We start from the raw sequence: 23,792 nt of genomic DNA on the forward strand, positions 1-23,792 counted from the left end.
TTCGTCATCCGCCGCTGAATTCGCCAGCCGTCTGCGAAAGCCGGGATGTTTCACAGTTGATAATCAACCATAGAATGATATTCTGGCTCGCAATACGCGGCATGATTTTTTCACGGTCCGCGCCCCCTTTGCGGACGGCCGCGACCACCTGCGCCTCGGCGGAGGGTTCGCCATGCACATAGAAGACCTCGCAGCCCTGATCCAGGACGACGTGTTCGTACCGGTCCGCATCGATGCGGCTGGTGGTGTCGACATCCTGCTCAAGATCGAAGGGCTGAACCCCGCAGGGTCCATCAAGTTCAAGACCGCGCTCGCGATGATCGCCGACATGGAACGATCCGGGCGCCTGAAGCCCGGCGCCACGGTGGTCGAAAGCTCGTCGGGCAATCTGGGCCTCGCACTCAGCATCGTCTGCCGTGCGCTCGGCTATGGTTTCGTCTGCGTCTCGGATCCCAACATATCCCCCGCCACCCGCGACATGATCGAGGCGACCGGCGGCCGGATGGAGCCGGTGACCGAAACCGACGAGAATGGCGGCTATCTGGGCACACGGCTCCGGCGGATCGCCGCCCTGCTCGATCGCCATTCGGGTTGGGTCTGGACCAATCAATACGGCAATCCGGCCGCGAAATGGGCCCATCACCGCTGGACCGGCCCTGCCGTGCGGCGGCGGGTCGACCGGCCGGATTTCCTGTTCGTCGGTGTCGGCACCGCCGGCACGGCCATGGGTTGCGCGGAATACTTCCGGATCAATGCACCCGACACGAGGGTGATCGGGGTCGACAGCGTCGGGTCGGTGACCTTCGGCCAGACGCCGGGCCGGCGCTACCTGCCGGGGCTGGGCGCCAGCCAGCAGCCGCCGCTTTTCGAAGCGACCATGCTGGACGAACAGGTGATCGTGCCCGAGACCGAAACCGTCACCGCCTGCTGGCGCTTCCGCCGCCGCCACGGCTTCCTGATCGGCGCCTCCACCGGCACCGTGCTGGCCGGCATCGCCCGCCATGCCGCCGCCGGCGCCATCCCGCCCGGTGCCACGGTGGTCGCGCTCTCGCCCGATCTGGGCGACCGCTATGCCGCGACCCTCTACGACGCCGCCTGGATCGGCAGCCGTTATGCCGACCTTCCCCCCGACATTGCCGAGGCCCTTGCCGCATGACCGACCGCATGCTTCAGCCGGCCCCCTTCACCGTGATCGGTGCCGAGGCCGTCCGCCGGGCCCTTGCCGCCCGTCCCGACCATCTGGTCGCCCTGGTGCGCGACACCTATCTGGCCCACGACGCCGGGCTGACCGTCAACCCCGACAGCTATTTCCTGCGCTTCCCCGACCGACCCGGCGACCGGATCATCGCCCTGCCGGCCGCGATCGGCGGCGATGACCCGGTCTCGGGTATCAAATGGATCGCAAGCTTTCCCGGCAACCTTTCCCGCGGCATCGACCGTGCCTCGGCCGTGCTCGTCCTGAACGATGCCGGGACCGGCTATCCTGTCGCCTGCCTGGAAAGCTCGATCATCAGCGCCGCCCGCACCGCCGCCTCGGCGGTGCTGGGGGCCGAACTGCTCCATGGTCCTGAAAAGCGGGCCCGACAGGTGGCGGTGATCGGCACCGGGCCGATCGCGCGCGCCATCACCGACATGCTGTTCGCCACCGGCTGGCAGGCGGGCGAACTGGTCGCCCATGATCTCGACCTCGCCCGCGCGACGGCCTTCGCCGATGCGATCGGGCTGCGCCGGCGGATCCCCACCCGGGCCACCGCCGATATCGCCGCGGCGATCAGCCAGGCCGATCTGGTGATTTTCGCCACCACCGCCGGCCGGCCGCATGTGCTCGATGCCGGGCTCTTCGCCCATGCCCCGACCGTGCTTCACATCTCGTTGCGTGATCTGGGGCCCGAGGTGATCCTCTCGGCCTGGAACCTGGTCGACGATGTCGATCACGCGCTCAAGGCGGATACCTCGCTGCATCTGGTCGAAAAGGCCCGCGGCGATCGCGGCTTCGTCGCCGGCACCATCGCCGATGCGGTGCATGGCCGGATCGTGCCCGACCGCAGCCGTCCCCGGATCTTCTCCCCCTTCGGCATGGGCATCCTGGACCTCGCCCTGGGTCTGGATGTCTGGAAGACGGTCACCGACCAGGGCGGCGGGGTCGTTGTGCCGGACTTCTTCCCGCGCACAGCGACCCTCGGCCTCTGACTGCCTCTCACCCTCCGGCCCGCGCCAACAGCCGGCCCATGCCGCGGATCACCGCCGCGGCGGGGCTGCGGCGGGCGGGGCCCAGGATCACATCGGTCGGCTCGCGCCCTGCGATCTCCAGATGCCGCCCCAGCGTGCCGCCGAACCCCGCCAGCCAGACCGCCGAGAACCGGTTCACCCGGGCCAGAATCGCGCGCATGTCGACATACATCACCTGCTCGATCTCGTCGCTGTCCTGGTGCTTCTTGGTCAGCGGTAACCGGCGGCCGCCCACCGCCTCGTAAAGCGGGGCAAGCTTGGGGATGGCGTCGAACAGCAGATAGCGCACCCCCAGCCCCAGGGCCAGCCGCTCCACCTCCCGGAACATGTCGAGGCGGATGCGGTTGCCGCGGAAATCCGGATGCACCACCAGCCGGGACACCTCAACGAAACCGCCCTCCCAGAATTCCTCCGGCACCGGCACCAGGGCCTGCAATTCGCTTCTGGACCGGTCGCCGCCATTGACCACAAGCCGGGCCGTCGCGATCGGCTTGTCGCCCAGCAGGCCCAGAAACAGGATCGAGCAGGCATCGAGCGGATCGGCCCAGGCCTCCGGGTCATGGGCATCGGGCCTGCGGCCATAGAACTGGTTGGCGTCCCGCCGCAGCCTGTAGACGGTCGCCATGTCGGCCAGCCCCGCCACCGGCACCACCCGCAGATGCCGCATCAGCCCACGGGGCTTCAGCCCATAGGTCCAGAGCGCATGGATGCCGAAACCCGGCGCGGTGCAGGTGGCGAGCACCGCCGCCCGGTCCACCGAGGCAGGATCGGCCATGCGCAGCACGATCCGTGCCCCGGCATCGCCCGCGCCGGCCTCCACCGCCACGATCTGTAGGGGGGTATTACCTTCTGGATTCAGGTGGGGGGCCCCGGGTCGCCTGCTAAGCGCTTGAGAATTGGGCGAAAAGTGGCCGATCTGGGGCCGGGGGCGGCGCGGCGGGGATGCAAAGCGGGGGCGAAATCGGGGCCTGGAGGTGGCAACCAGGCGACATTGGATTACAAATCGCGCGCATCGGGCCAACATTTGTGGACACCGCGGGAAACTGCGGAAAACAGGACCGGAGGGCCCTTGAAAAGGCCCTGGGAGCCGGCCGGAGACCGGGGCCAGGGCCGGGCGAACTCCGAAATGTGTTCGGAGTTCCGGAACGGCTGCCGCGGCCGGGGAAAAATGGCGGAAATCCGGGAGGTTGAGGGCGGCGGCGCTGCCAACGGGCGCAGGCCCGAACTCCGAATCGCCAAAACGTCAGAAAACGCGCCCGATGCGGCGCATTCGTGGATTTTCTAACGGCGAGGGCGGCGCCATTGCTGGTGCCGCCCTCGCTCGATGTTGCCGAAAGGTCCGTCAGCTGAAGATGTCGTCGTCGGCGTCCGAAATGCGATCGATGGCGTCCGCAGCGGCTTCCATGAGGCGGGTAATCTCCGCCGGGGCAGGCGTGGGATCGAACCACGCCACTTCGCAGAGAACCGTGTCGATGTCGGTCGCGTAAACAACACCGGACGTCACGTCGGCCGGCAATTCCTCGGGGTCGGCCGTGACGGCGTAGCCGATAACCCAGTCGTCTCGCGGCCATGGGCTGATGTCGCGGGCGCCGATCAGTTCGGCGAGGCGATCCTCGACCCATGGCGGCACCTGCCCGTCATCCAGCCACTGCCGGACGTCGGCGACGTCGATGTCGAGGCGGTCGGCGATGGCATGCTGCCAATGAAGAGCGCTGCCCAGTAGGGCTACGGAGGCTGTGCGGAAATCGTCGCCAGTCATGACGCGCTATCCCTCTCGCGCGCGGTGAGCTCGATGATCGTCCAGGCGAGGCACCGCTCCAGGTCGGCGATCTGGGTCCAGATGCTGCGAAGGTCATCGTGGACCATCGTCTCGGTCAAGTGGCCGAAGCGGGTGGCGAGCCAGGGCAGCGGCATGTCGGTGGGAACCGGCGGATGCGCAGTGTCAGCGGTCGCCAAGTCCCACACCTCATCGGAGGCGCTGCGGTCCATGCAGAGCCAGCAGCGGACGAAAGGCGTGTCCATCCATTCGATATCATAAATGGCGGCCGTGGCATCACGGCGCAGGATGGTTACGTCGAACTCACGGAAGAAGGCTCCTCCGCCATCGACGACAACAGGCAGCAGGCGCGCGATGATGTCGTCGCCGACTTCGCTTCGCGAGCTCTGACGGAAATAGCGGGTGTCGATGGTGACATGGGTCAGCATCTGCATCATGGCAGCTCCTCGGCCGGCGCCACTCTGCGCGGGCCTCACGCTCTACGTCCAAATCGTCGAGCTTGGTTGAAAAATCCATCACGGCACCCGGCAGAAATAGACCACCCGCCCGATCACGCGGAGATGTTCCAGGTCCGCCGGCCGAAGCGCTTCGACCGGGTAGATCTGGTTGTCAGAGACCAGCTCGACCGTGCTGTCCAGGCGGCGGCGTAGCCGTTTGACGAGCAGGTCACCGCCGAGATTGACGACATAGATGCACCCATGAACCAGCTCGATCTGGCTGTGGTCGACGACGAGGATGGAGCCGTCCGGGATTGTGGGCACCATGCTGTCGCCGCGAGCCCAGATCACCGAACATCTGTCTGGGGCTGCCCCGAGGTCGCGCAGGAACGCGCGCTCAAAAGCCACGACATCGGTCACGAGTTCAGAGGTCACGCTTATTCCGGCGCCAGCCGCCGCCTCGACGTTATAACGCGGCAATCGCACGAGATCCGGTCCGTCTGGGACCCTCTCAGATCTGGACGCGCCCATTCCAGATCCGAATGCCATGTCGTCGAGAGTGATCCCCGCCGCGCGGGCGATCTTGGCAGCATTCGCAAATGACGCAGTCGAAGACTGTGCTACATATTTGCTGATTGTCCCGAGAGGTATGCCGGTCTTCTCGGTCATGGCACTGGGACCGCCACCACGGGCTATTGCATCCGCCACCCGCGACCGCAGCGCCTGCTCTGACGCCATATTTGGATGTATCACGGGTGCACCGTCCTTATTCGGGTTGATGACATCCATATTTGGATGTACCTTTAGAACAGCGTCGCGCGATGGCGTCGCGCGAACGCGCACAAAGCGAAACAAGGTGACTGAGGTGTGCCCATGGCGGCGAAGTCCTGGTCAAAGGAAGAGATCAAGTGCGCCATCCACAAGAAGGGGATGACGCTCTCCGGCTTGGGCGAACTGCATGGCGTCCATCCGAGCAACATGCGTGCCGTATGGTCTCGGCCCGTCCGCGCGGCCGAGCGAGCCATCGCAGAGTTCCTTGACGTGTCCCCCAAGGAACTGTGGCCGGATCGGTACCCGATCCGGAAGGCGTCCATTCTTTCTAACGAAAATGCGCAGCTCATCGCGAGTCGAAAATCGGCACGCGCGGGCTGACCGCTGCGGTAGCGCCAGCGCCAGTTGAGGCGCGTCAGGATAGGCACTAACCCATGGATGACATCATGCCCACCCCCACCACCATCATGGACATCCGCCTCGCCGACATCGACGTGCCGGCCGATCGGGCGCGCGACTTCTCGGAGGCGGGCGCGGCCGCCCTCGCGGGCATCATCGCAGCCCAGGGGCTGCAACACCCGATCCGTGTTCGGGCGTCGGGCGCGCGCTACACGCTGATCGCGGGCCTCCATCGCCTGCGTGCGCTCGAGCGGCTCGAGCAGCCGACAATTCCGGCCGTGCTGTCGGGCGCCGTCACTGACGACGAAGCACGGCTGGAGGAAGTGCTTGAGAACCTCGGCAGGAATGAGCTGACGGCGCTTGATCGGTGCCATCACCTCTACGAGCTGAAGCAGGTCTACGAGCGGATGTACCCGCAGGCGAAGCACGGGGCGGCATCACCAAAGGCGCAAAGTTTGCGTCTTTCCTCGGATGGCGAGGTCTTCGGCTTTGCGAGGTCTTCGGCCGAGAAGATCGGGCTGTCAGCCCGGGCCATCCAGCTGGCAGTGAAGATCTGGACGAAGCTGTCGCCCCGATCGCGCCTGAAGCTCGCGGGGACACACCTCGCCGAAAAGCAGACCGAACTCCAGAAGCTGTCCGAGCAGACGGCGACGGTGCAGGACAAGATCCTGGCGCTGGTGCTGGGTGATGAGCACCCGGATATCCAGAGCGTCGGCGATGCACTGGCGCATCTCGAAGGTGGGGTTACACCGACCAAGGTCGAGAAGGATTTCATGCGGTTGCGGGACGGCTTCCTGAAGTTGCCGGATCCGACGCTCGACCGCCTGCTGCTGGAAATTGAGGATCGCGTGATCGCATCGCTCAAGCGGCGGGGGCGGATCTGATGGCCATGCCTCGCACCGCGCACCGGCAGGCGGGCTCGAAGGCGCGTATCGCCGACCAGATCGTGACGCTGATCCCGCGCGATACGACTGTGTGGGTGGAAGGATTTGTGGGGACAGCCGCCGTGACGCTGTCGCGACCGATCGGCCGGGCGGCGGAGCACATCAATGATCTGAACGGCGAGATCGTGAACCTGTTCAGGGTCTTGCGGAACGACGCGCAACTCGCGGAGCTTTGCCGAAAGGTGTATCTGACACCCTATTCCCAGGAAGAGTTTGAGGTGGCGCGAACCATCTGGGCGGACGAACATGCCGATGAGCTCGACCCGGTGGAGCGCGCGCTGCGCACTCTGATCGCCTCATGGCAGGCGATCGGGGGCAAGCAGACGCATACGGCGGCCTGGAGGCTTGATCTCAAGCGGTCGTGGCTTGTCAGCGTGTGGCACTCGGTGCCGGATCGGCTGCTGCGCACCGCCGTGCGGCTCAAGCACGTTCATATCCACCGTCGGCATGTCCTCGAGATCCTCGATCTTTTCGGGGACAACGCCAGAGCGACGATCTATCTCGACCCACCCTATCCGCGCACCTCGCTCGCCACGCGCGAGGTGCTGTACGCGTGCGACATGACGCTGGCAGAGCATGACGCGCTTATCGAGCGGCTCCTGCGCTGCAGGGCGAGGGTCATCGTCTCGATGTCGGTCTGCGACCTGTACGACGACGCCTTCCGGGACGGGGGGTGGTGGTCGCAGTCAGTCGCCGTGCGTGGCCTGCGAAACGCCGTGAAAGTCGAGCGATTGCATTGCAACTGGCCGGTCGAGACGTCGACCGACCTGTTCGCATCACTCTGAAATCGGGAGTGCACGGACATGACGGAAAAAGTCATTGCCTACCAAGCCGTGGTGGAAAACCCGCTGGGGCGGAGCACCGACTGGCCGGAGCACTGCGCTCTGGGGGTGGTCGCGCACCGTAGGTACGGCGTCGACGGGATCGACGTCGGCCCGGTGATCGAAGTCATCCAGTTCGAAGACGATGAGGCGCTGTGGGCGCCTGTGGAGACCGATCTCCGGGACCTGATCGCGGGATGCAGTCTGATCAGCACCCCGGAAGGCGCGCGGAGCCTGGCAGCCAAGCTGATCGAGGCGGCGGATGCGGCGGATCAGGTCGCAGGTGAGGTGACCGGCTTCGCGCCTGCCACCTATGACCTGATCGCGCACCTCCGGCGTCAGATCGCATTCAGCGGCCGGACGTTCGGGCCGGGCTCGCGCGCGGGCGGGATCGTGGCTCACATCACCAAGGAATTGGATGAAATCAAGGCGGCCCCCGGTGATCTCGCCGAGTGGGTCGATGTCATCCTGCTCGCCCTGGATGGGGCTTGGCGGACCGGCGCCAGCCCCGAGGCAGTCGTCACCGCGCTTGCCGCGAAACAGGCGAAAAACGAGACGCGGTCGTGGCCGGACTGGCGCGAGATGCCCGAAGACGGGCCGATCGAGCATGTTCGGAGCGAGGTGCCGTCATGCCGCTGAGCAGCGAAATCCGGGCGGTCGTCGCCGAGCTGGATGCGGTCGCGTCTGGGCATCCGCGGGGGGATATCGCCGGTCATCACTGGGAGGTCGCCTCGGCCAACCTGCTCGCGATCGCGCTGCGTCTCCGTGAGCGCGAGATGGAAGAGGCTGCCCGCGACACGGCGCCGCGTGTCTCCAACGTCATCCCGCTGGTGAGGCTCTGATGCGGTCGCTGCGCGTGCTGGTCGGGTGTGAGTTCTCAGGGGTGGTGCGGCGTGCGTTTGCCTCGCGCGGCCACGATGCGTGGTCCTGCGACCTGCTGCCGGCCGAGGATGGCAGCAATCGGCACCTGCAGTGCGATGTCCGCGACATCCTGGGCGAGGGCTGGGACCTGCTGGCGGTGATGCATCCGCCCTGCACGCGGCTCTGTAACAGCGGGGTGCGGTGGCTGTTCAAGCCGCCGGCCGGCCGCCGCGTGGATGACATGTGGGCCGAGCTGGACGAGGCCGCCGCGCTGTTTAACGCCTGCTGGACGGCGCCAATCCCCCGGGTCGCGATCGAGAACCCGATCATGCATCGGCACGCGCAGGCACGGATCGTCGGGTATCAGCGCCCGCAGTATGTCGAGCCGTTCTGGTTCGGGGACCCGTTTTTCAAGCGCCTGGGTCTGTACCTCCGCGGACTGCCGCCGCTGGTGGCAACCGATTGGCTGCCGCCGCCGGCGCCGGGGACGGACGAGCACAAGCGCTGGTCGCGCGTGCATCGGATGCCCGCATCGCCGACCCGGGCGAGGGAGAGGAGCCGGACGCATCCGGGGCTGGCGGAGGCGATGGCCGATCAGTGGGGCGGCTATGCCATGGCGCAGGTGGCCTGAACATGAATGCCGTGTACTACAACGAGGTGGACCCCCATGCCGCGCAATGGCTCCGCAATCTCATGGCAGATGGCCTTATTCCCGCCGGAGATGTCGACGAGCGGGATATCAGGGACGTGCTCCCCTCCGACCTCGATCAGTACCGGCAGTGCCACTTTTTCGCCGGGATCGGCGGCTGGGCTCTCGCGCTCCGGTGGGCAGTCTGGCCAAGCGATCGGCCGATCTGGACCGGATCCTGCCCCTGTCAACCTTTCAGCGCGGCAGGCCGCCGCCGCGGGTTTGCTGACGAGCGGCATCTCTGGCCCGCATGGGCCTGGCTCATCAGCCAGTCACGACCCACGTGGTCGTTGGCGAACAGGTTGATGGGCGAGCTGCAAGGTCGTGGCTCGATGCTGTTTCGGCTGACCTGGAGCACGCAGGCTACGCCTTCGGGGCGGCGGTACTGCCTTCTGCGAGCGTCGGCGCCCCGCACGCCCGGCACCGGACGTTCTGGGTGGCCAACCGCGGCGGCCCTGGACTACCGGAGCGAATCCGCGACGACGGCGTTCGATCTGGCCCGGTGGGCGCACTCACGGGGGAAGCCGCTTTCGGCGGTAACGTCCCTGAGCGCCTGGCCGACCTGCAAGGCGACAGACTCGACAGGCGGGCGGGCCAGCCGAGCGAGGGGGCGCGGCTTAAATCTCAACGACTTAGTGCTTCTGGTGTCGTGGACCACCCCGGCAGCGTCGGACGGGACCAGGGGCGGAACGATCACGCCCGGCATGTCGGGCAGTTCGTTGACTCAGCAGGCCAGTCTGGCCGGCCCGGCGCGGGTCACGACGGATGGGCGTCTGTTGACTGGATCGGCTGCCGGGATGGCCGATGGAGGCCTGTTGAGCCCGGAACACAGCCGCTGGCTTATGGGGTACCCGGCCGCGTGGGGCTTCTGCGGGGTTATGGCAACGCGATTGTCCCGCAGGTCGGCGCGGCGTTCATGCGCGCGGTGATGGAGGCCCTGGATATGATCCGAAAGGCAACAGCCGATGAGTGACAGCTATGCATGGCTCATCGCCGAGTTTGACGAGGCGCTCGAAGCCGCCCGCGAGCATGGCGCGAGCCTGATCATCGCCGTGATCGGCACCGCAGGGCGTCACCGTGTCCGCTCGCGTGCCACGTCCGACGGGATGATGCGCTGTGCACGTGAGGCGGCGTTGATCGCTGCCGAACAAATCGAACACGACCCGGCCTATGCCGGGGTTGCTGACGAATTGCGCGCAGTCGACGCGGCCCTGACACGTGCCGTTGCGCTACTCGCCGCCGTCGACCGGCTGCGGGGTGCGCAGACGGACATGAGGGACGATACGCATCCAGCCCTGGTGCACTAAGGGAAAGGGACGCGGCAATGCAGGAATGGTGGACCGCCAAGGAGCTGGCCGCGCTCGCGTCCGACCGGGGGATCACGACGTTCCCTGGATCGGAGCGGGGTGTTCAGCTGCACGCGGCCCGCGCCGGATGGGCCGATATGGGCCCCGGCCGCTGCCGGCGGCGAGCTGGACGGGGCGGCGGCACCGAATATCACTACACGCTGCTGCCCGATGCGATGCGGGCGGCGATCGAGCTGCGTGACACCCGGGCACAGCTGGCTGTGCGTCACGCGGCCGAAGTCGCGCGGGACGATCGGCGGGTGGCCGCCCTGCGGGCCTCGGCGCTGCCCGCCCGGGCACGGGCGGTGATGGAAGCGCGGGCCGAGGTGCTGCGGTCGATCGAGGGCTATGCGATTGCTCAGGGGCAGTCGCGGGCCTGGGCGATCGGGCGGTTCCTGGCTGCGGTCCAGGATGCCCTGGACCGTCAGGATCTGGAGCGGGCGCGGGATCAGGGTGAGCCTCTGACGGAGCGGGAGGTGGCGAGCCTGGGGCAGCAGCTGGTTCTGATGGCTGGCGATGGGTTCGCGTTGTCAGTGGCACGCCTGATCGAGGCCAATGATCGGCGCGGCAAGGCGTCGATATCGCGGGCGACGCTCTATGGATGGTTCAGCGCGCGCGACCGTGGCGGCGTGGGCGCTCTGGCGCCGGCGGCGACCAAGGAGGCGCAGCCGGTGCCTGCCGGGTTCGCGATGTTCCTGAAGTACTACGCATTGCCCACCAAGCCGTCAGCGTCCGACGCGCTTGAGCGGTACCTCGAAGATAATCCGGCTCCGGAGATGCGGCTCACCATCGATCAGGTCCGCTATATCCTCCGCGAGCGTATGAACAACATCGAGAAGGCGGTGGGGCGGGAAGGGCTGCTGACCCTTCGTTCGCGGCTGGCCTATGTGACCCGTACCACCGAGGACATGCTGCCGACCACGATTTACACAGCCGACGGCAAGACCTTCGACGCGGAAATTTTGGATCCGGTGACCAATCGGCCGATCCGGCCAGAAATCACCACGGTGCTCGACGTGGTGACCCGGAAAGCGGTCGGGTTCGCCTTGTCGCGCAAGGAGAACGTGATCGCTGTCACCGAAGCCCTCAAGAACTCGGCGATTGCCTGCGGCATACCGGCGATTTTCTACGTCGACAACGGGCCGGGCTACAAGAACAAGACCTTTGATGCGGACTGTGGTGGCCTGATGGGGCGGCTCGGCATCACGAAAATGCACGCGACGCCATGGAACTCGCCTGCCAAAGGGCGGATCGAGAGGCCCAATGCCACCATCTGGGACGTGCTTGCGCGCCGGCTCCCAAGCTATATCGGGCACGATATGGACAAGGAAGCGTCGGCTTTGGCCCACAAGGCCTCTCGACGCGACCTGAAGACAATCGGCACGACGCGGGTCATGCCGTCTTGGGATGAATTCGTGGAGATGTGCTCGGCATGGGTGGATCGGTACAACGACCGACCGCATAGCAGCCTGCCGCGCATTGATGACCCCGCATCTGGGAAGCGTCGGCACATGTCGCCGAACGAGATGTGGGCGGCCCATGTCGCGACAGGTTTCGAACCGGTCGAAGTGGCGGCGGATGAGCGTGATGATCTGTTCCGGCCGTACGAACTGCGCACGACGCGCCGCGCGGAGGTCTACTGGCTCAACAACCAGTACTTCGATCACGCCCTGCAGCCCTATCACGGCGAGCGCGTGATGGTCGGCTACGACTATGCCCAGGCCGATCGGGTCTGGGTCCGTGAATACGACGCGGAGAGCGGTCAGCCTGGCCGACTGATCTGTGTCGCGAAGTTCATGGCGAATTCGGCGCGATACGTGCCCGTCAGCTATGAAAAGCAGGCACTGGAGAGGCGGGCAAAGTCTCGCCTGCGTCGTATCGACGAGAAGCGCGATGCGATCCAGGCCGAGCTGCGCGCCCCGCTGCTGGAGGCGCCCGTGCAGGCGCCGATGCCGATCATCGAGGCTGCGCCGCAGCCGGAGGTGGAGGTGGAGATGGTGCCGGTGAAGCCGGCGGCGCGGCGGCAGGTTTTTGCTTCCGATGCTGCCTTGGCAGCCTGGGCGCTTGAGCACCCAGGCGAGCTGACGGCCGGGCAGGCTGCGGTCTTGAGGCGGTGCCTGACGACCGAGACCGGTCGAGATCTGCTGCGGGTGTCAGGCGTCGACGCGGATGCGCTTAGGGACGTCCTCCGCGCCGTCGCCTGACGGTCCAGTGACCAACTGAACAGGAGAAGAGATACATGATCCCCGGATACGTTGAAACTGAGAATTACAAGGCCTTCCTGGAGGCTCTGAAGCGCCTTGACGAGCGGGGGGCCGAAGAAAGCTGCATCGTGATCATCGACGGCAAGCCCGGGTTGGGTAAGTCGACAATGTTGTCGAGGTGGGTGGTTCAGACCGGCAGCGTCTACATCCGCACCACTCAGGGCTGGGATTACAGCTGGATGGTCAAGGACATCCTGGCCGAGCTCGGGGTCGACCCTGAGCTGATCCGCACCACGCGCGCGCGGTTCCAAAGGCTCCTCCAGGAACTGCAGATCCGTCAGGAACGGGCGGCACTCGCCGGACAGGCGTTTGCCCTCGTGATCGATGAATGTGATCAGGTCGCGGGGCGACGCGAAATCATCGAGGGGCTGCGGGATATCTCCGACCTGCTCTATCTGCCTACGGTGCTGGTCGGCATGGGCACTCTGCGCGACTCTCTGCGGCGCTACCTCCAGGTCGGCAGCCGGGCCCCGAACCGCGTGACTTTCGAGCCGCTGTCCGTTTCGGACGTCAAGAAGCTGATCAAGCACAAGTGCGAAGTGCGGGTCGCCGATGACCTCGCCGAGTACGTGCACCGGGCCTCCCGCGGCTACTCGCGGGAAATCCTGGATGCCATTCGCGCAATCGAGACCTTCGGGGCCCGGCTGGGCGATGTCGGTGACGGGGTGACGATGTCCGATATGTCCGAGCAGCCGCTGATGATCGACCGTGCCAGCGGCAGCCCGGTCTATGTGCCGCGGAGTGTGTGATGCAGCAGGTCGCTGATCAGCTCCTCACCCTGCTGCGGGAGCGCCCCGTGGCGTCCATCGCCGATATCGTGTCTGCCTGCGATTGCAGCCCCGGCGACGCAATGGTCGCCATCAAGCACCTAGTCCGTAACGGCTATCTCGGCCGCGACGCGGCGGGGTACTGCCTCACGCGTGATGGCGAGCAGGCCCCGGACGCGGGGCGGCGCCCGAAGCGCGGCCCGGCCGGGCCGCGCAGCGACGCCATGTTGCAGAGGATGTGGCAGTCCATGCGCATTCGCAGGCGCTTCGGGATCGAGGGCATCCTCGACGACGCGCTGCGCCAGACCGATCGGCACCCCCGGCGGCTGGTGATGACCTACATCCGGCCGCTGACCCTGGCCGGCTACCTGATCGAGCTGCCCAGGCCGCCGACCGGCGGCCGGGTCTGGCAGCTGGTGCGCGATACCGGGCCTCTGGCCCCGACCGTGCGGCGCCCGGCGGGCGTCGTGCATGACAACAACACCGGGGAGGATTTCCCGTGCTGATGACCTTCAAAGACCGCATGGACGCTCGGATGAGCGCGCTCTGCCAGCGCGTCGCCGACCGGCTGCCGGCCCGGGTGATCCGCCGTGCGGACGGCCGTCCGTATCTCGTGCGGCACCTGATCTGTCGCCTCCCGGGCGGGCGGCGGCTGTATCTGCACCGGTTCGTCGCGTCGGACGATCTGGATGTGATCCATGACCATCCCGCGCGTTTCATCTCGCTCATCCTGGCGGGGGCGTATCGCGAGGAACGTGCCGTGCATGTGCCCGAGCTCAACGGGCCGTCGATCACGGATCATCGCCACGGCCGCGGCTCGGTGAACCGTATCAGGCTCGGTCGCTGGCATCGGATCGTGCTCGAGACGCCCGAGGTCTGGTCGCTGGTCTACCGCGGCCGCACGCGGCGGCAGTGGAGCCTGCGGCGGATCCTGTGGCGGTCCTCGGCAGAGGGGCGGTGGCCCTATCGGGATACGCCGATGCCGCCGGCGACCGACAGCGACTGGGCGGATCGGCCCAGCGGGCGGGTCGTGCGGGAGGCGCTGGCTGCCGAAGCCCAGGGCGCGAGGCAGCGTCGGCTGGAGGTGCAGTTCGTCAAGACGAAGGAGGTGGCAAATGCTGACTGAGCTGAACACCGAGAATGAATACGCCTGGGACGAGGAAACCGGCGCCCCGGGTGTCGCCGTCCTCGCCTCGGCGATCGAGACCTGGGCCTGGCTGCAGGACAGCCGGCCGACGCTGGAGCAGGCGGCGGCGGCTTTTGTGGCGACCGTTCAGGTCGTGCGCGAGTGCATCGAGTGGAGTGGGATGCATATCGAGGTCGACGACCACGGCCAGGAGATAATCGAACATGCCGAGGAGTGAACAACGCGCCGAAGTCATGACGCTCTTGTCGCAGATGGCCGACAAGTTCAATTCGCTGGCAGATGATCATGAGCGCATGGCGTCCCTGCTGGGTCAGATCCCCGCTCTGCGGGACGCGGCACCGAGGTGGCGCACGGCAGCCGAGCGCTACCGGGTCGATAAGCACGCCTTGCGCTCCATCCTGGAAAAGATGGTGGGCGCCCATGAGTGAGAATGCAGGGAAGCTCGTCACGATCCTCGACCGGGCGGCGCAGGATCTCGATCAGGTGGCGCAGGACCTGGAACAGGCGGCCGGGCTGTGCGGCGACCGACAGGAGAGCCTGTCGATCCTTTATTGGGCCCGTATTTGCTTGGCGACAGCTAAGCACGCGCGGCACTGGTCAAGGATGACCGAGCCGAAGGAGAAGTAGCATGCCGGATGACCATTATAAACTGGTGGCAGCCGCCCGCCTTGTTACCGCGGAAGCGGAGATCCGGATGCTCCGCGCCGAGCGCGCCGCGAAGAAGGCCAGGGATGCCTACTACGCGGCTAAGGCGTCGGAAGAAAAGGCCTACGCATATTATGCGACGATATGGCGCCGAAAAGCTAAGGGAGGCGGTGATGCCGACTGAGCGCCCGCTCATCCCGGCGGAAGAGCCGGAATGGATCACCATCCTGCGCGAGCAGGTCGGCCGGCCGGGCGCCACCATTACCTCGGTCGCCGCTGAGATCGGCATGAGCCGACCCGCCCTGTCGATGGTGCTGACCGGGTCTTATCCGGCCCGGATGGATCGCGTCACCCGGCGCTATGCCGCGGCCGTGATCGCCCGCTATCGGGGCGCCGTCGCCTGCCCGCACCTGCGCCGGTCTCTGACGCAGGCTGAGTGCGCGCAGATCGCCGGGCAGCCGCTTTCGACAAGCAATCCCGAGCGACTGCGGCAGTGGCGGGCCTGCCAGACCTGCGCCCTTTCCCCTTTCAACGCCACGCCCGAGGCAGAGAGCCTGCGGGCATCTAACGGAGCCTGACTGACATGGACACCAACACCGACGCCAGGATCACCAGCTTCAGCCCCGCGCCCGTGCCGGATGGCCGGGTGCTCTTTGAGGGGCGCGAGTACCTGCGGGACGGCAGGGGCGGCATGCGGGCGATCGAGGCGATCCGGCCGCAGGATCTGCTCCAGGACCAGCTCGTGCGCAGCGAATTCGGGTGGGCGCTGGCCCTTGCCGATCAGGTGCGGCGCTTCAAGGGACACGCCTATGAGAACCTCGGGGCCTTCGACGCCCTGCTCGCCGAGAAGTACGGCCTGACGAAGGGCGGCGGGAAGGGCAATCGGACCTACGCGACGTATGACGGCCTCATGCAGATCGAGGTGCGGGTACACGATCGGATCGTGTTCGGGCCCGAGATGCAGGTGGCGAAAGGCCTGATGGACGAATGCCTGAACGAATGGGCGCAGGACACCAAGGCGGAACTGAGATCGCTGATCACCCGAGCCTTCGAGACCGACAAGGAGGGCTCGATCAACCGGACGCACGTGTTCAGCCTGTTGCAGATCGAAAGCGACGATCCGCGGTTTATCCGCGGCCAGCAGGCGATCCGCGACGCGATCCGTGTGGTCGGCGCGCGGCAGTACATCCGCTATCGCATGCGCGAGTCCCCGGATGCGCCCTGGACCACGGTCACCATCGATCTCGCCAACGCCTGAGGTGACGCCATGAACATCATCGCCGTGATCAACATCGCCAAGGTTCAGCTCGGCATGGAGGAAGCCGACTATCGGGCGATGTTGGCCCAGGTGACGGGCAAGACGTCGCTGCGGGCGATGACGCCGGTCGAGCATAAGCTCGTGCTCGACCGGATGAAGGCATTGGGGTTCCGGGTCAAGGTCGGCGCCAAAAGGCTGCCGAAAGTGGCGCGCCCCCAGATCCGGAGGCTCTATGCGCTCTGGTACTCGTGCCATCGGTATGGCGTGATCGCCAACCGCTCCAATGCGGCGCTGCGCGCGTTCTGCGGGCGCGTGCTGGCGCCGGGACAGGATGGTGTCGTGTTCGACCCTGACCTTTTGTCGCCGCCGCAGGCGTCGAAGGTCATCGAGGTCCTGAAGGCGATGGAAGAGCGCGGACAGAGGGCAGCCGGATGACCGCCGGCCGCCCGCCCGAGATACCCGAGCGCCTCCCCGCGTCGCTGGTCGACGTGGCGGAGGCGCTCGGCCTCGATGTGGCGGCGGCCCTGATGCGGCTCTATGGCGGCCAGGAAATTCAGCTGCCGCGGCGACCACGCCCGGACCATCCCGTGATCGTGGCCCTGGGGCCGGATGCGGGCTATGCTCTCTGCCACTATCTCTCGGGTCAGCGGATCTATGTGCCGCATGGCCGTCAGCGCCGGTCGGCGCGACGTGATGTTCTGACGCTTCAGGCGGCAGGCCGCAGCCGCCGCGAAATCGCCATATTGCTCGGACTATCTCAGCGGCATATCCGCCGCATGGCCAATCAGGCCAGCGCCGATCCGGCGCAGCTCCCGCTCTGGAGCGATCGCGAGGACTGAGCCCCCCGGACGTCCGGTCCGGGGGAATGTCTCGCCTCTAACGGGCACCTTGAGATCGTGCATATCACGATCGGATTTGCCCGTCATGTCTCAGCCCATCGCCTCTATCCAGGCCGCGCTCTCCGCTCTTGGCTACGCCCCGGGGCCGGCCGACGGTCTGTTCGGCCCGCGCACGTCGGCCGCCGTCAGTGCCTGGCTCGCCGCCGGTGGTGCGCCGGCGCGCAAGCCCGACGCGGACAAGCCGGAGCTCTATCAGGGGGCGACCCCTGTTCGCGAGATCATCATCCACTGTTCCGCGACACCGCCTGGCTGGATGGCAGGGCGGTCCGCCGCCGACAAGGTTGCCGCGATCCGTCGCTGGCACATCGAGGACCGCGGCTGGTCGGACATCGGCTACCACTGGGTGATCGATCGCGACGGCACACTGGTTCGCGGGCGCCCTGAAACCGTGGTGGGCGCCCACACACAGGGCCACAACACCGGCTCGATCGGGATCTGCCTGATCGGCGGCGCCATGTCGTCTGCCGATGACCGGTTCGTCGACCATTACACTCCGGCCCAGGACATCACGCTGCGTCAGCAGATCCAGGCGATCAGCATGCGGGCGCAGATTTATCGCGTGTCCGGTCACAATGAATACGCGCAGAAGGCGTGCCCCGGCTTCCGGGTGGCGCCCTGGCTCGAGGAGGCTTCCTGATGCCCACGCCCTCGCCCTCGCCCCTGCCGACCCTGCCCGTGTGGCAGGCGCGCAGCACCATCGCCCAGGCGCTGCTGATCGGCAGCGTCGCCGCCAATGCGCTCGGGGTCGACCTGATCGGTGTGGCGGCCGAGATCGGTCTGGGGTCGACCCCGGATCAGATCGCGGATACGGGCATCTCGATCTACCAGACCGTGGCCCCGGTCGCCTTCGGGGTGTGGGCGTGGCTCGAACGGCGGGCGCCCTCCTATCAGCTCGTCTGGCCCTGGGGCAAGCGCGGTGGCCAGCCGGATGCCGTCAGCCCGCCGGCCGCGACCTATGGCGGTTCGGCGACTGACATCACGACGTCCACCTACACGCCCTGGAACCCGGCGCTGCTCGATCCGACCGGCCCGGGCGACGACGACCGCGCCTCGAGCGATCACAGCGGGCACCGCTGACCTTCTGACCTTCGGGGCTTCGGCCCCCCGCAAGCCCCGAAGGAGCGGGCATGACCGAGATCATTGCACATCAGATGTCCCGCGTGGACGAGGCGCATAAGCGCCTCGACACCCACGAGCAGCGGATCGGGCGGCTGGAAACCCATATGGCAGTGGAGGCCGAGCGGTCGCGGCACATTCAGACCTCACTCGACGACATCCGGTCGTCGATCAGCTGGGTGATCCGGCTGGTGCTGGGCGGGATCATCGCCGCCGGGATGGCGTGGATCATCGGGGGTGGGCTCAATGGCGTCCACTGACGATACCCGCCGCAAGGCAAGGTCCGACTACATCTATCGCCGGATGACCGGGGCCACGATCGCCATGGCTTACGGCATTTCCAGCGCCACATTCACGAGGTGGAAAAAGGCGGCGAAAGCCGCGGGTGACGACTGGGATAAGGCGCGGACGGCGGCGATTATCGCCGGCGAAGGCATCGAGGCCGTGGTTTCATCGGTCGTCGAAGATTTCATGCTGCAGGCGCAAAGCCTGCTCGATGACATTAAAGAGGGCGACCTATCCACCAAAGAGAAGGTCGCACACCTCGTGGCTTTGGCCGACGCCATGACAAAAGTCACCTCGTCGGCCAAACGGCTCACTCCGAGGATTTCCGAGCTCGGTGTGGCACAGGACGTGCTCCGGCAGCTGCTGGATTTTGTCCGGCAGAACTTCCCACAGCACGCTGAAGCGGTCCTTGAGATCGTCGAGCCGTTCGGCGAGCGTCTCGCGGGGATCTACACATCGTGACCCCGCGGCCGCAGCTCAAGTCCCGGCTCAGTCGCTCCGGCTTCAGAGACGCGGTCGCTGGCCTGGCCGCCGAATTCAGCCAGTGGATCGAGCTGTCCGTCGACGCTTTCGACCCTGACCCGGCCGCGCGTCAGCTGCGGTTGGCGCGGGTCGCGGATCCGGTCACCGGCTATCGATACTTCCTTGAGACCTATCTGCCCCACTACATCCGCGGCGAGGCGAGCCTGTTCCACGAGGCGATTTTCGCGCGGGTGCCGGCGATCATGTCGGCCTCAAAGGGGGTGCGCGATATCTTTGTCGCGCCGCGCGGATCGTCAAAATCGACGCATATCAGTCTGGGGCTGGTGCTCTACCGCATCGTCATGCGGACTGCCCGGTTCGTGGTGGAAGTCTGTGACGTGGCCGCGCAGGCGGCGTTGCTGATCGAGGCGATCAAGGCGGAATTGATGACCAATCCGCGGCTCCGGGCCGATTTCCCGGAGGTGTGCGGCAAGGGGCGCGTATGGCGTGAAGGTCAGATCGTGACACGCACCAACGTCATGGTTATTGGACTGGGCGCCGGTCAGAAGGTGCGCGGTCTGCGTCATGGGCCATACCGGCCGGACCTGCTGATCTTCGACGATCTCGAGAACGACGAGCAGGTTCGGGAACCGGATCAGCGGGACAAGCTGGAGCGGTGGGTCTATCGCGCGGCTTTGAAGCTCGGTCCCGCTGACGGGTCGATGCATGTGATCTGGGTGGGTACCATCCTCCACCATGACGCCGTCCTGGTGCGGGCGTGCAAAAAGCCGGGGTGGCGCGTCACCAAGTTCCAGGCCGTGGTCAAATTCCCGGACCGCATGGATCTCTGGGAGCTTTTCGAGGAGGCATATCACGCCGAAGGTGAGGGCGCCGCCCTTGCCTACTATGCGCAGCATGAAGGCGAGATGAACCTCGGGGCGGTAGTGAACTGGCCAGCGGTACAGCCGCTGGTGCAGCTAATGCTCGAAAGGGCGGCATCGCCAGATGCCTTCATGACCGAGTATCAGAATAGCCCGATCGCCACAGGGAACCCCTTTGGCAAGATCACGTTCTGGGTGACAGATCGGCGGGATCTGGTGTTTTTCGGCGCGGTTGACCCCTCCTTGGGCAAGCACGGCAAGGGCCGGGATCCGTCCGCCATCCTGATCGGCGGCATGGACCGGTTGACCGGCCGGATGGACGTGGTCGAGGCGTCGATCCGCCGACGTCTACCCGACGTGATCATCGCCGATGCGATCGCACTTCAACGGGAGTATCGGTGCCTCCTCTGGTTTGTTGAGGCGGTGCAGTTCCAAGAGTTCTTGCGCACGACGTTGATGCAGGAAGCCGCCCGCCAAGGCGTCGGGATCTCGGCCGTGCCCGTGGTGCCGTCCGCGGACAAGACCCTGCGGATCGAGCGCCTGCAGCCGCCGATCGCGGCCGGGCTGATACGGCTGCATCCGACACAGACGACGCTGATCGAGCAGCTCCAGCAGTGGCCGGACGCGGACCATGACGACGGGCCGGATTGTCTCGACATGCTGTGGCAGTACGCCCTGCGCTATTCGGGCGGCGGCGGCGGATCGATCACCGGGGTGATGGCAGGGGGTGGCGGTGGCCGTGGCCAGCGCCTGCTGGGGGATTACAGGCTATGAGTAAGCGTCAGCGTCGCGCCCGGGCATCTGCATCCTATGCCGCGGCTGTGCCCGCACCGGCGCCGGTGCGGGACCGGCGGAACCTGCCGGGCGAAGCCCGGCACCTGATTGCGAACGCCCGCAACGACATCTTCGTGCCGTACTATTCAGGCGCGTTGCGGCCGCAGGACGAAACCCTTATCGCCCGCGGCGGCGGCAAGGGCCTGAAGATCTATGACGAGATCAAGCGCGATGGCAGGGCCTACGCCGCCCTTGAGAAGCGCAAAATGCACCTCCTCGCCCGCGAGTGGGAGGGGACGGCAGCATCCGCGGCCGCACTGGACGTGGAAGCCGCCGACGTGACGCGCGAGATTTTTGCCGGCGTTGCCTTCGACCGGCTGTGCGAGCAACTGCTCGAAGCCACGCTGAAAGGCTACGCGGTCGTGGAGGTCGTTTGGGGGCGTCGCGATAACCGCATCGTGCCTGTCGCATTCGTCCCGCACGATGCGCGTCGTTTCGTGTTTGACGCGGACGGCCGCCTCCGCCTGTTGACGCCGACGGCGATGACGGACGGCATCCCGGTGCCGGACCGCAAGTTCATCGTGCACCGGTTCGGAGACGGGGCCGATCCGTACGGGTTGGGCCTCGGGACGCGCCTTTTCTGGGCGGTGCTCTTTAAGCGGGAGGGCATCGCGTTTTGGATGCACTTTCTCGACAAATTTGCCGGGCCGACGCTCGTCGCCGGCGTGCCATATGGCACCCTCTCGGAGGAACAGCGCCTGCTCATGCAGGCTCTCGAAGAGGCCAGGACATCATCAGTACTGACGGTGCCCATCGGTGTCGACGTCAAATTCCTGGAGGCGACCAGAAGCGGATCGGTCTCCTACGAGGGCTGGCTCGACTACTGGGATACCGAGATCTCGATCACCGTCACCGGCGAGACGCTTACCACAGATATCGGCGCCGTCGGCTCGAAGGCGGCGGCCGACACCCATCACGAGATCCTGGAGCTGCTTGTTGATTCGGACGGCGATCTGCTGTCCGACACTCTCCGGAGCTCTCTGATCCAGTGGATCGTCGACTACAACGTCCCGGGTGCAACGCCGCCGTCCGTCTACCGCGTCCGGCGGCGGAACGAGAGCGCGGCCGCCGATGTCCGCCAGCGGCGGGCGGCCGCCGCGCTTAAGGAGAGCGAGGCCCTGCGCGCCGTGATGCGCATCGCCGCCCTGATCTCTGACGATGCGGCTGCGCGAGCCTATCTCGTCGCGACCGGCACGGTCGACGAGCTGTCGGACGAGGTGATCGACACCCTCGTTGGCATCCGCAGCGAGATCGCCAAGCTCAGCGGCAGCGGCGACCAGGCGCCGGACCAGGTGCCATCGCCGGCGCCGGACGCGCTGCCATGATCGGCTGCCCGCGGTGTGGCGTCGCCTTCGCGGCCGGCACGGGCCATCCAGTGGCCCGGGTCACCGACCAGCTCATGGAAGCCAGCCAGCCGCATATCCGCCGGCGGCTCGCAGCCGCACAGCGGATGCTGGAACAGGCTGACGGCTACGAGGCGGCCGGCCGCGGGCTGCTGGAGCTGGCCAGTCGATGGACGCCGGATGCACTGGCGGGCATGCTGCGGCCGGCGATGGATGTCGCGGCCTATGAGGGGCGCGAGGCCGTCTTTCAGGATTTGGACGATGAGGGGCTGTCGCTCGGTCAGGGCAGCGGCGGTGCGGCGTTCGCGGACGGGGACGGGGACGCACGGCAAAGCTTTAACGAGCAGATCCGGTTCTTGGCGAAGAAGCGCGTCTCGCCGACGGCGAGCTGGCGCGACGCGCTGCAGGGCGATCACGACAGGGCCTTCGTGGTCGCGGGCGCGACCGATGTCGGCATGTTAGAGGAAATTCACGCCGCCGTGATCGAGGCGGCGGAGACTTATGACTATGCCGCCTTTAAGGCGCGGCTGAACGAGGTGATCGAGCGCTACGACTGGCAGCACAGCGGTCAGCGCGAGCGGCGCATCCGCACGGTCTACGAAACCAACTTGCGCTCAAGCTACATGGCCGGCCGGCTCCGGCAGATGACCGACCCCGACGTCGTCCGGCTGATGCCCTATTGGCAGTATGTGCATGCCGAGACGCGTGTGCCGGCCGATCCACGGCCGCAGCATGCGGCCTGGGACGGGATCGTCCTGCTGTGGTCTCACCCCTGGTGGACAACCCATTTCCCCCCGAACGGCTGGTTCTGTTCGTGCGGCATTCGGGCCCTGTCCGAGCGTCGCGCCAAGAAGCAGCCGCGTTGGGGCGAGGACGCGCCCGCCGCGGTGATGAGAAAGGTCTGGGACCCGGCGCGGGGCATCCAAATTGAGGTGCCGCAGGGCATCGACGTCGGGTGGGACTATCAGCCGGGTGAGCTGTGGAGCAAGGGCCTGACGCCGTCCGCGCTGCTCGATCCGGCCGATGGCACGCTGGAGGTGACGGGGCGCCATGTGGTGCAGGTGGACACGCCGACGCCGATTTCAGATCTCCTGGACCAGAGCCGGCCATTCGAGGCAAGCCCCCTGCTCGGCGACGATCTCGATCCGGAGGACTTCGTCCGAGCCTTCCTGACCCCCTTCGGGGCTGACCTGGGGCAGCCGGTGCTATGGGAGGACAAGGCCGGCACGAAGGTGCCGATATCGGAAGACTTCTTCAGGACGCGGGCGGGTGAATGGAAGATCGGCAAGCGCGATCGCGCTGCCTCGGCGCCGCTGCTGGCCGAGACGATGCTTGACCCTGATGAAATCTGGCTGGGTGTCGCTGCCAAGGTGAACGCAGCCAACCCAACGGCATATGACCTCGTGATGGATCGCCGCTATGTGCGGACGGACGGCACAAACGCCACCGTCGTGGTCATGGAAGTGGGTCGGAAGTGGTGGGAGCCGGTCACGGCATTCCCGACCACTGGCAAGAAGGGGCGGCCGGATCTGCGTGCGCTCGACAAACGCCGGGGCGGCATCCTGCTCTGGAAACGAAACGGCCGGTCGGGGTGATCCGACCGGCCTGCCGAGGGCCT

The 23,792-nt window shown here is 66.5% G+C and carries 34 protein-coding genes; 29 read left to right on the forward strand and 5 right to left on the reverse strand.

Annotated elements, in window-relative coordinates; all coding sequences use genetic code 11:
- Positions 1–4: 4 nt before the first annotated feature.
- Positions 5–178 carry a hypothetical protein gene (locus CMO28_RS23170; RefSeq protein ID WP_296717656.1) on the reverse strand — a complete coding sequence of 58 codons (174 nt, stop codon included), beginning with the start codon at positions 176–178 and terminating at the stop codon, positions 5–7.
- On the opposite strand from CMO28_RS23170, the gene sbnA reads away from it, so the two are divergent.
- Together sbnA and sbnB are read left to right on the forward strand one after the other, a co-directional pair.
- On the forward strand, positions 173–1,156 hold the full coding sequence (gene sbnA, locus CMO28_RS23175) for a 2,3-diaminopropionate biosynthesis protein SbnA (protein ID WP_062761264.1): 984 nt from the start codon (positions 173–175) through the stop codon (positions 1,154–1,156). The two genes, CMO28_RS23170 and sbnA, sit on opposite strands and share 6 nt — an antisense overlap.
- Positions 1,153–2,190: a 2,3-diaminopropionate biosynthesis protein SbnB gene (gene sbnB / locus CMO28_RS23180; RefSeq protein ID WP_296717659.1), complete on the forward strand. Its 1,038-nt coding sequence runs from the start codon at positions 1,153–1,155 to the stop codon at positions 2,188–2,190. The genes sbnA and sbnB overlap by 4 nt, the downstream gene beginning before the upstream one ends.
- A gap of 7 nt (positions 2,191–2,197) precedes the next feature.
- Here the strand turns inward: sbnB and CMO28_RS23185 are convergent, their stop codons facing one another.
- From CMO28_RS23185 to CMO28_RS23200, 4 genes are all read right to left on the reverse strand, one after another.
- Complete coding sequence (locus CMO28_RS23185; RefSeq protein WP_296717661.1) at positions 2,198–3,004, reverse strand: hypothetical protein; 807 nt, start codon at positions 3,002–3,004, stop codon at positions 2,198–2,200.
- Positions 3,005–3,571: 567 nt separating this feature from the next.
- Positions 3,572–3,988: a hypothetical protein gene (locus CMO28_RS23190; protein ID WP_296717664.1), complete on the reverse strand. Its 417-nt coding sequence runs from the start codon at positions 3,986–3,988 to the stop codon at positions 3,572–3,574.
- Positions 3,985–4,443, reverse strand: coding sequence for a hypothetical protein (locus tag CMO28_RS23195; RefSeq protein ID WP_296717669.1), 459 nt, complete (start codon positions 4,441–4,443; stop codon positions 3,985–3,987). The genes CMO28_RS23190 and CMO28_RS23195 overlap by 4 nt, the downstream gene beginning before the upstream one ends.
- 78 nt (positions 4,444–4,521) lie before the next feature.
- Positions 4,522–5,112 carry a S24 family peptidase gene (locus tag CMO28_RS23200; RefSeq protein WP_296717670.1) on the reverse strand — a complete coding sequence of 197 codons (591 nt, stop codon included), beginning with the start codon at positions 5,110–5,112 and terminating at the stop codon, positions 4,522–4,524.
- A gap of 204 nt (positions 5,113–5,316) precedes the next feature.
- On the opposite strand from CMO28_RS23200, the gene CMO28_RS23205 reads away from it, so the two are divergent.
- The 27 genes from CMO28_RS23205 (at position 5,317) to CMO28_RS23330 (ending at position 23,769) form a co-directional block, all read left to right on the forward strand.
- Positions 5,317–5,595 (forward strand): helix-turn-helix domain-containing protein, encoded by a 279-nt coding sequence (locus CMO28_RS23205; RefSeq protein WP_296717673.1) that lies wholly within the window; start codon positions 5,317–5,319, stop codon positions 5,593–5,595.
- A gap of 53 nt (positions 5,596–5,648) precedes the next feature.
- Complete coding sequence (locus CMO28_RS23210) at positions 5,649–6,497, forward strand: ParB/RepB/Spo0J family partition protein (RefSeq protein ID WP_296717676.1); 849 nt, start codon at positions 5,649–5,651, stop codon at positions 6,495–6,497.
- A gap of 5 nt (positions 6,498–6,502) precedes the next feature.
- On the forward strand, positions 6,503–7,342 hold the full coding sequence (locus tag CMO28_RS23215) for a DNA adenine methylase (RefSeq protein WP_296717679.1): 840 nt from the start codon (positions 6,503–6,505) through the stop codon (positions 7,340–7,342).
- Between the two features lie 18 nt (positions 7,343–7,360).
- Positions 7,361–8,017, forward strand: a complete 657-nt coding sequence (locus CMO28_RS23220; RefSeq protein WP_296717682.1) for a dATP/dGTP pyrophosphohydrolase domain-containing protein — start codon at positions 7,361–7,363, stop codon at positions 8,015–8,017.
- Positions 8,008–8,220 (forward strand): hypothetical protein, encoded by a 213-nt coding sequence (locus tag CMO28_RS23225; RefSeq protein ID WP_296717684.1) that lies wholly within the window; start codon positions 8,008–8,010, stop codon positions 8,218–8,220. The genes CMO28_RS23220 and CMO28_RS23225 overlap by 10 nt, the downstream gene beginning before the upstream one ends.
- Positions 8,220–8,870: a hypothetical protein gene (locus CMO28_RS23230; protein ID WP_296717686.1), complete on the forward strand. Its 651-nt coding sequence runs from the start codon at positions 8,220–8,222 to the stop codon at positions 8,868–8,870. Before CMO28_RS23225 ends, CMO28_RS23230 begins: the two co-directional genes overlap by 1 nt.
- Before the next feature lie 62 nt (positions 8,871–8,932).
- A complete protein-coding gene (locus CMO28_RS29980; RefSeq protein WP_322111406.1) occupies positions 8,933–9,856 on the forward strand; it encodes a DNA cytosine methyltransferase in 924 nt (307 codons plus the stop codon).
- A 36-nt stretch (positions 9,857–9,892) separates the two neighbouring features.
- Positions 9,893–10,234: a hypothetical protein gene (locus CMO28_RS23235; RefSeq protein ID WP_296717688.1), complete on the forward strand. Its 342-nt coding sequence runs from the start codon at positions 9,893–9,895 to the stop codon at positions 10,232–10,234.
- Positions 10,235–10,251: 17 nt separating this feature from the next.
- Complete coding sequence (locus CMO28_RS23240; RefSeq protein ID WP_296717690.1) at positions 10,252–12,477, forward strand: transposase family protein; 2,226 nt, start codon at positions 10,252–10,254, stop codon at positions 12,475–12,477.
- 35 nt (positions 12,478–12,512) lie between these two features.
- Positions 12,513–13,286: an AAA family ATPase gene (locus CMO28_RS23245; RefSeq protein WP_296717692.1), complete on the forward strand. Its 774-nt coding sequence runs from the start codon at positions 12,513–12,515 to the stop codon at positions 13,284–13,286.
- Entirely contained in the window at positions 13,286–13,810 is a 525-nt protein-coding gene (locus CMO28_RS23250) for a hypothetical protein (protein ID WP_296717694.1), read from the forward strand. Before CMO28_RS23245 ends, CMO28_RS23250 begins: the two co-directional genes overlap by 1 nt.
- On the forward strand, positions 13,804–14,430 hold the full coding sequence (locus tag CMO28_RS23255; protein ID WP_296717696.1) for a hypothetical protein: 627 nt from the start codon (positions 13,804–13,806) through the stop codon (positions 14,428–14,430). The genes CMO28_RS23250 and CMO28_RS23255 overlap by 7 nt, the downstream gene beginning before the upstream one ends.
- Complete coding sequence (locus CMO28_RS23260) at positions 14,420–14,668, forward strand: hypothetical protein (protein WP_296717698.1); 249 nt, start codon at positions 14,420–14,422, stop codon at positions 14,666–14,668. The genes CMO28_RS23255 and CMO28_RS23260 overlap by 11 nt, the downstream gene beginning before the upstream one ends.
- Positions 14,655–14,879, forward strand: coding sequence for a hypothetical protein (locus tag CMO28_RS23265; RefSeq protein WP_296717700.1), 225 nt, complete (start codon positions 14,655–14,657; stop codon positions 14,877–14,879). Before CMO28_RS23260 ends, CMO28_RS23265 begins: the two co-directional genes overlap by 14 nt.
- Complete coding sequence (locus CMO28_RS23270; RefSeq protein ID WP_296717702.1) at positions 14,872–15,078, forward strand: hypothetical protein; 207 nt, start codon at positions 14,872–14,874, stop codon at positions 15,076–15,078. Before CMO28_RS23265 ends, CMO28_RS23270 begins: the two co-directional genes overlap by 8 nt.
- A gap of 1 nt (position 15,079) precedes the next feature.
- Positions 15,080–15,280: a hypothetical protein gene (locus CMO28_RS23275; RefSeq protein ID WP_296717706.1), complete on the forward strand. Its 201-nt coding sequence runs from the start codon at positions 15,080–15,082 to the stop codon at positions 15,278–15,280.
- Positions 15,270–15,674, forward strand: a complete 405-nt coding sequence (locus CMO28_RS23280; protein WP_296717709.1) for a hypothetical protein — start codon at positions 15,270–15,272, stop codon at positions 15,672–15,674. The genes CMO28_RS23275 and CMO28_RS23280 overlap by 11 nt, the downstream gene beginning before the upstream one ends.
- 5 nt (positions 15,675–15,679) lie before the next feature.
- A complete protein-coding gene (locus tag CMO28_RS23285; RefSeq protein WP_296717712.1) occupies positions 15,680–16,354 on the forward strand; it encodes a DUF3164 family protein in 675 nt (224 codons plus the stop codon).
- Between the two features lie 9 nt (positions 16,355–16,363).
- Entirely contained in the window at positions 16,364–16,789 is a 426-nt protein-coding gene (locus CMO28_RS23290) for a regulatory protein GemA (protein WP_296717715.1), read from the forward strand.
- Entirely contained in the window at positions 16,786–17,193 is a 408-nt protein-coding gene (locus CMO28_RS23295; RefSeq protein WP_296717717.1) for a hypothetical protein, read from the forward strand. Before CMO28_RS23290 ends, CMO28_RS23295 begins: the two co-directional genes overlap by 4 nt.
- 85 nt (positions 17,194–17,278) lie before the next feature.
- Positions 17,279–17,890 (forward strand): N-acetylmuramoyl-L-alanine amidase, encoded by a 612-nt coding sequence (locus tag CMO28_RS23300; protein WP_296717722.1) that lies wholly within the window; start codon positions 17,279–17,281, stop codon positions 17,888–17,890.
- The gene (locus CMO28_RS23305; protein WP_296717725.1) at positions 17,890–18,330 is read left to right on the forward strand and encodes a hypothetical protein; all 441 of its coding nucleotides are present in this window, start codon (positions 17,890–17,892) and stop codon (positions 18,328–18,330) included. The genes CMO28_RS23300 and CMO28_RS23305 overlap by 1 nt, the downstream gene beginning before the upstream one ends.
- A 50-nt stretch (positions 18,331–18,380) precedes the next feature.
- Complete coding sequence (locus CMO28_RS23310; RefSeq protein WP_296717727.1) at positions 18,381–18,629, forward strand: hemolysin XhlA family protein; 249 nt, start codon at positions 18,381–18,383, stop codon at positions 18,627–18,629.
- On the forward strand, positions 18,616–19,116 hold the full coding sequence (locus tag CMO28_RS23315) for a DUF1804 family protein (protein ID WP_296717730.1): 501 nt from the start codon (positions 18,616–18,618) through the stop codon (positions 19,114–19,116). The genes CMO28_RS23310 and CMO28_RS23315 overlap by 14 nt, the downstream gene beginning before the upstream one ends.
- Entirely contained in the window at positions 19,113–20,771 is a 1,659-nt protein-coding gene (gene terL / locus CMO28_RS23320; protein ID WP_296717732.1) for a phage terminase large subunit, read from the forward strand. The genes CMO28_RS23315 and terL overlap by 4 nt, the downstream gene beginning before the upstream one ends.
- Positions 20,768–22,156 (forward strand): phage portal protein family protein, encoded by a 1,389-nt coding sequence (locus CMO28_RS23325; RefSeq protein ID WP_296717736.1) that lies wholly within the window; start codon positions 20,768–20,770, stop codon positions 22,154–22,156. The genes terL and CMO28_RS23325 overlap by 4 nt, the downstream gene beginning before the upstream one ends.
- The gene (locus CMO28_RS23330; RefSeq protein ID WP_296717739.1) at positions 22,153–23,769 is read left to right on the forward strand and encodes a PBECR2 nuclease fold domain-containing protein; all 1,617 of its coding nucleotides are present in this window, start codon (positions 22,153–22,155) and stop codon (positions 23,767–23,769) included. Before CMO28_RS23325 ends, CMO28_RS23330 begins: the two co-directional genes overlap by 4 nt.
- The last annotated feature ends 23 nt before the right edge of the window (positions 23,770–23,792 follow it).

Origin of the sequence: Tistrella sp. (assembly GCF_002684955.1) — a bacterium.
Taxonomy (GTDB): Bacteria; Pseudomonadota; Alphaproteobacteria; order Tistrellales; family Tistrellaceae; genus Tistrella; species Tistrella mobilis.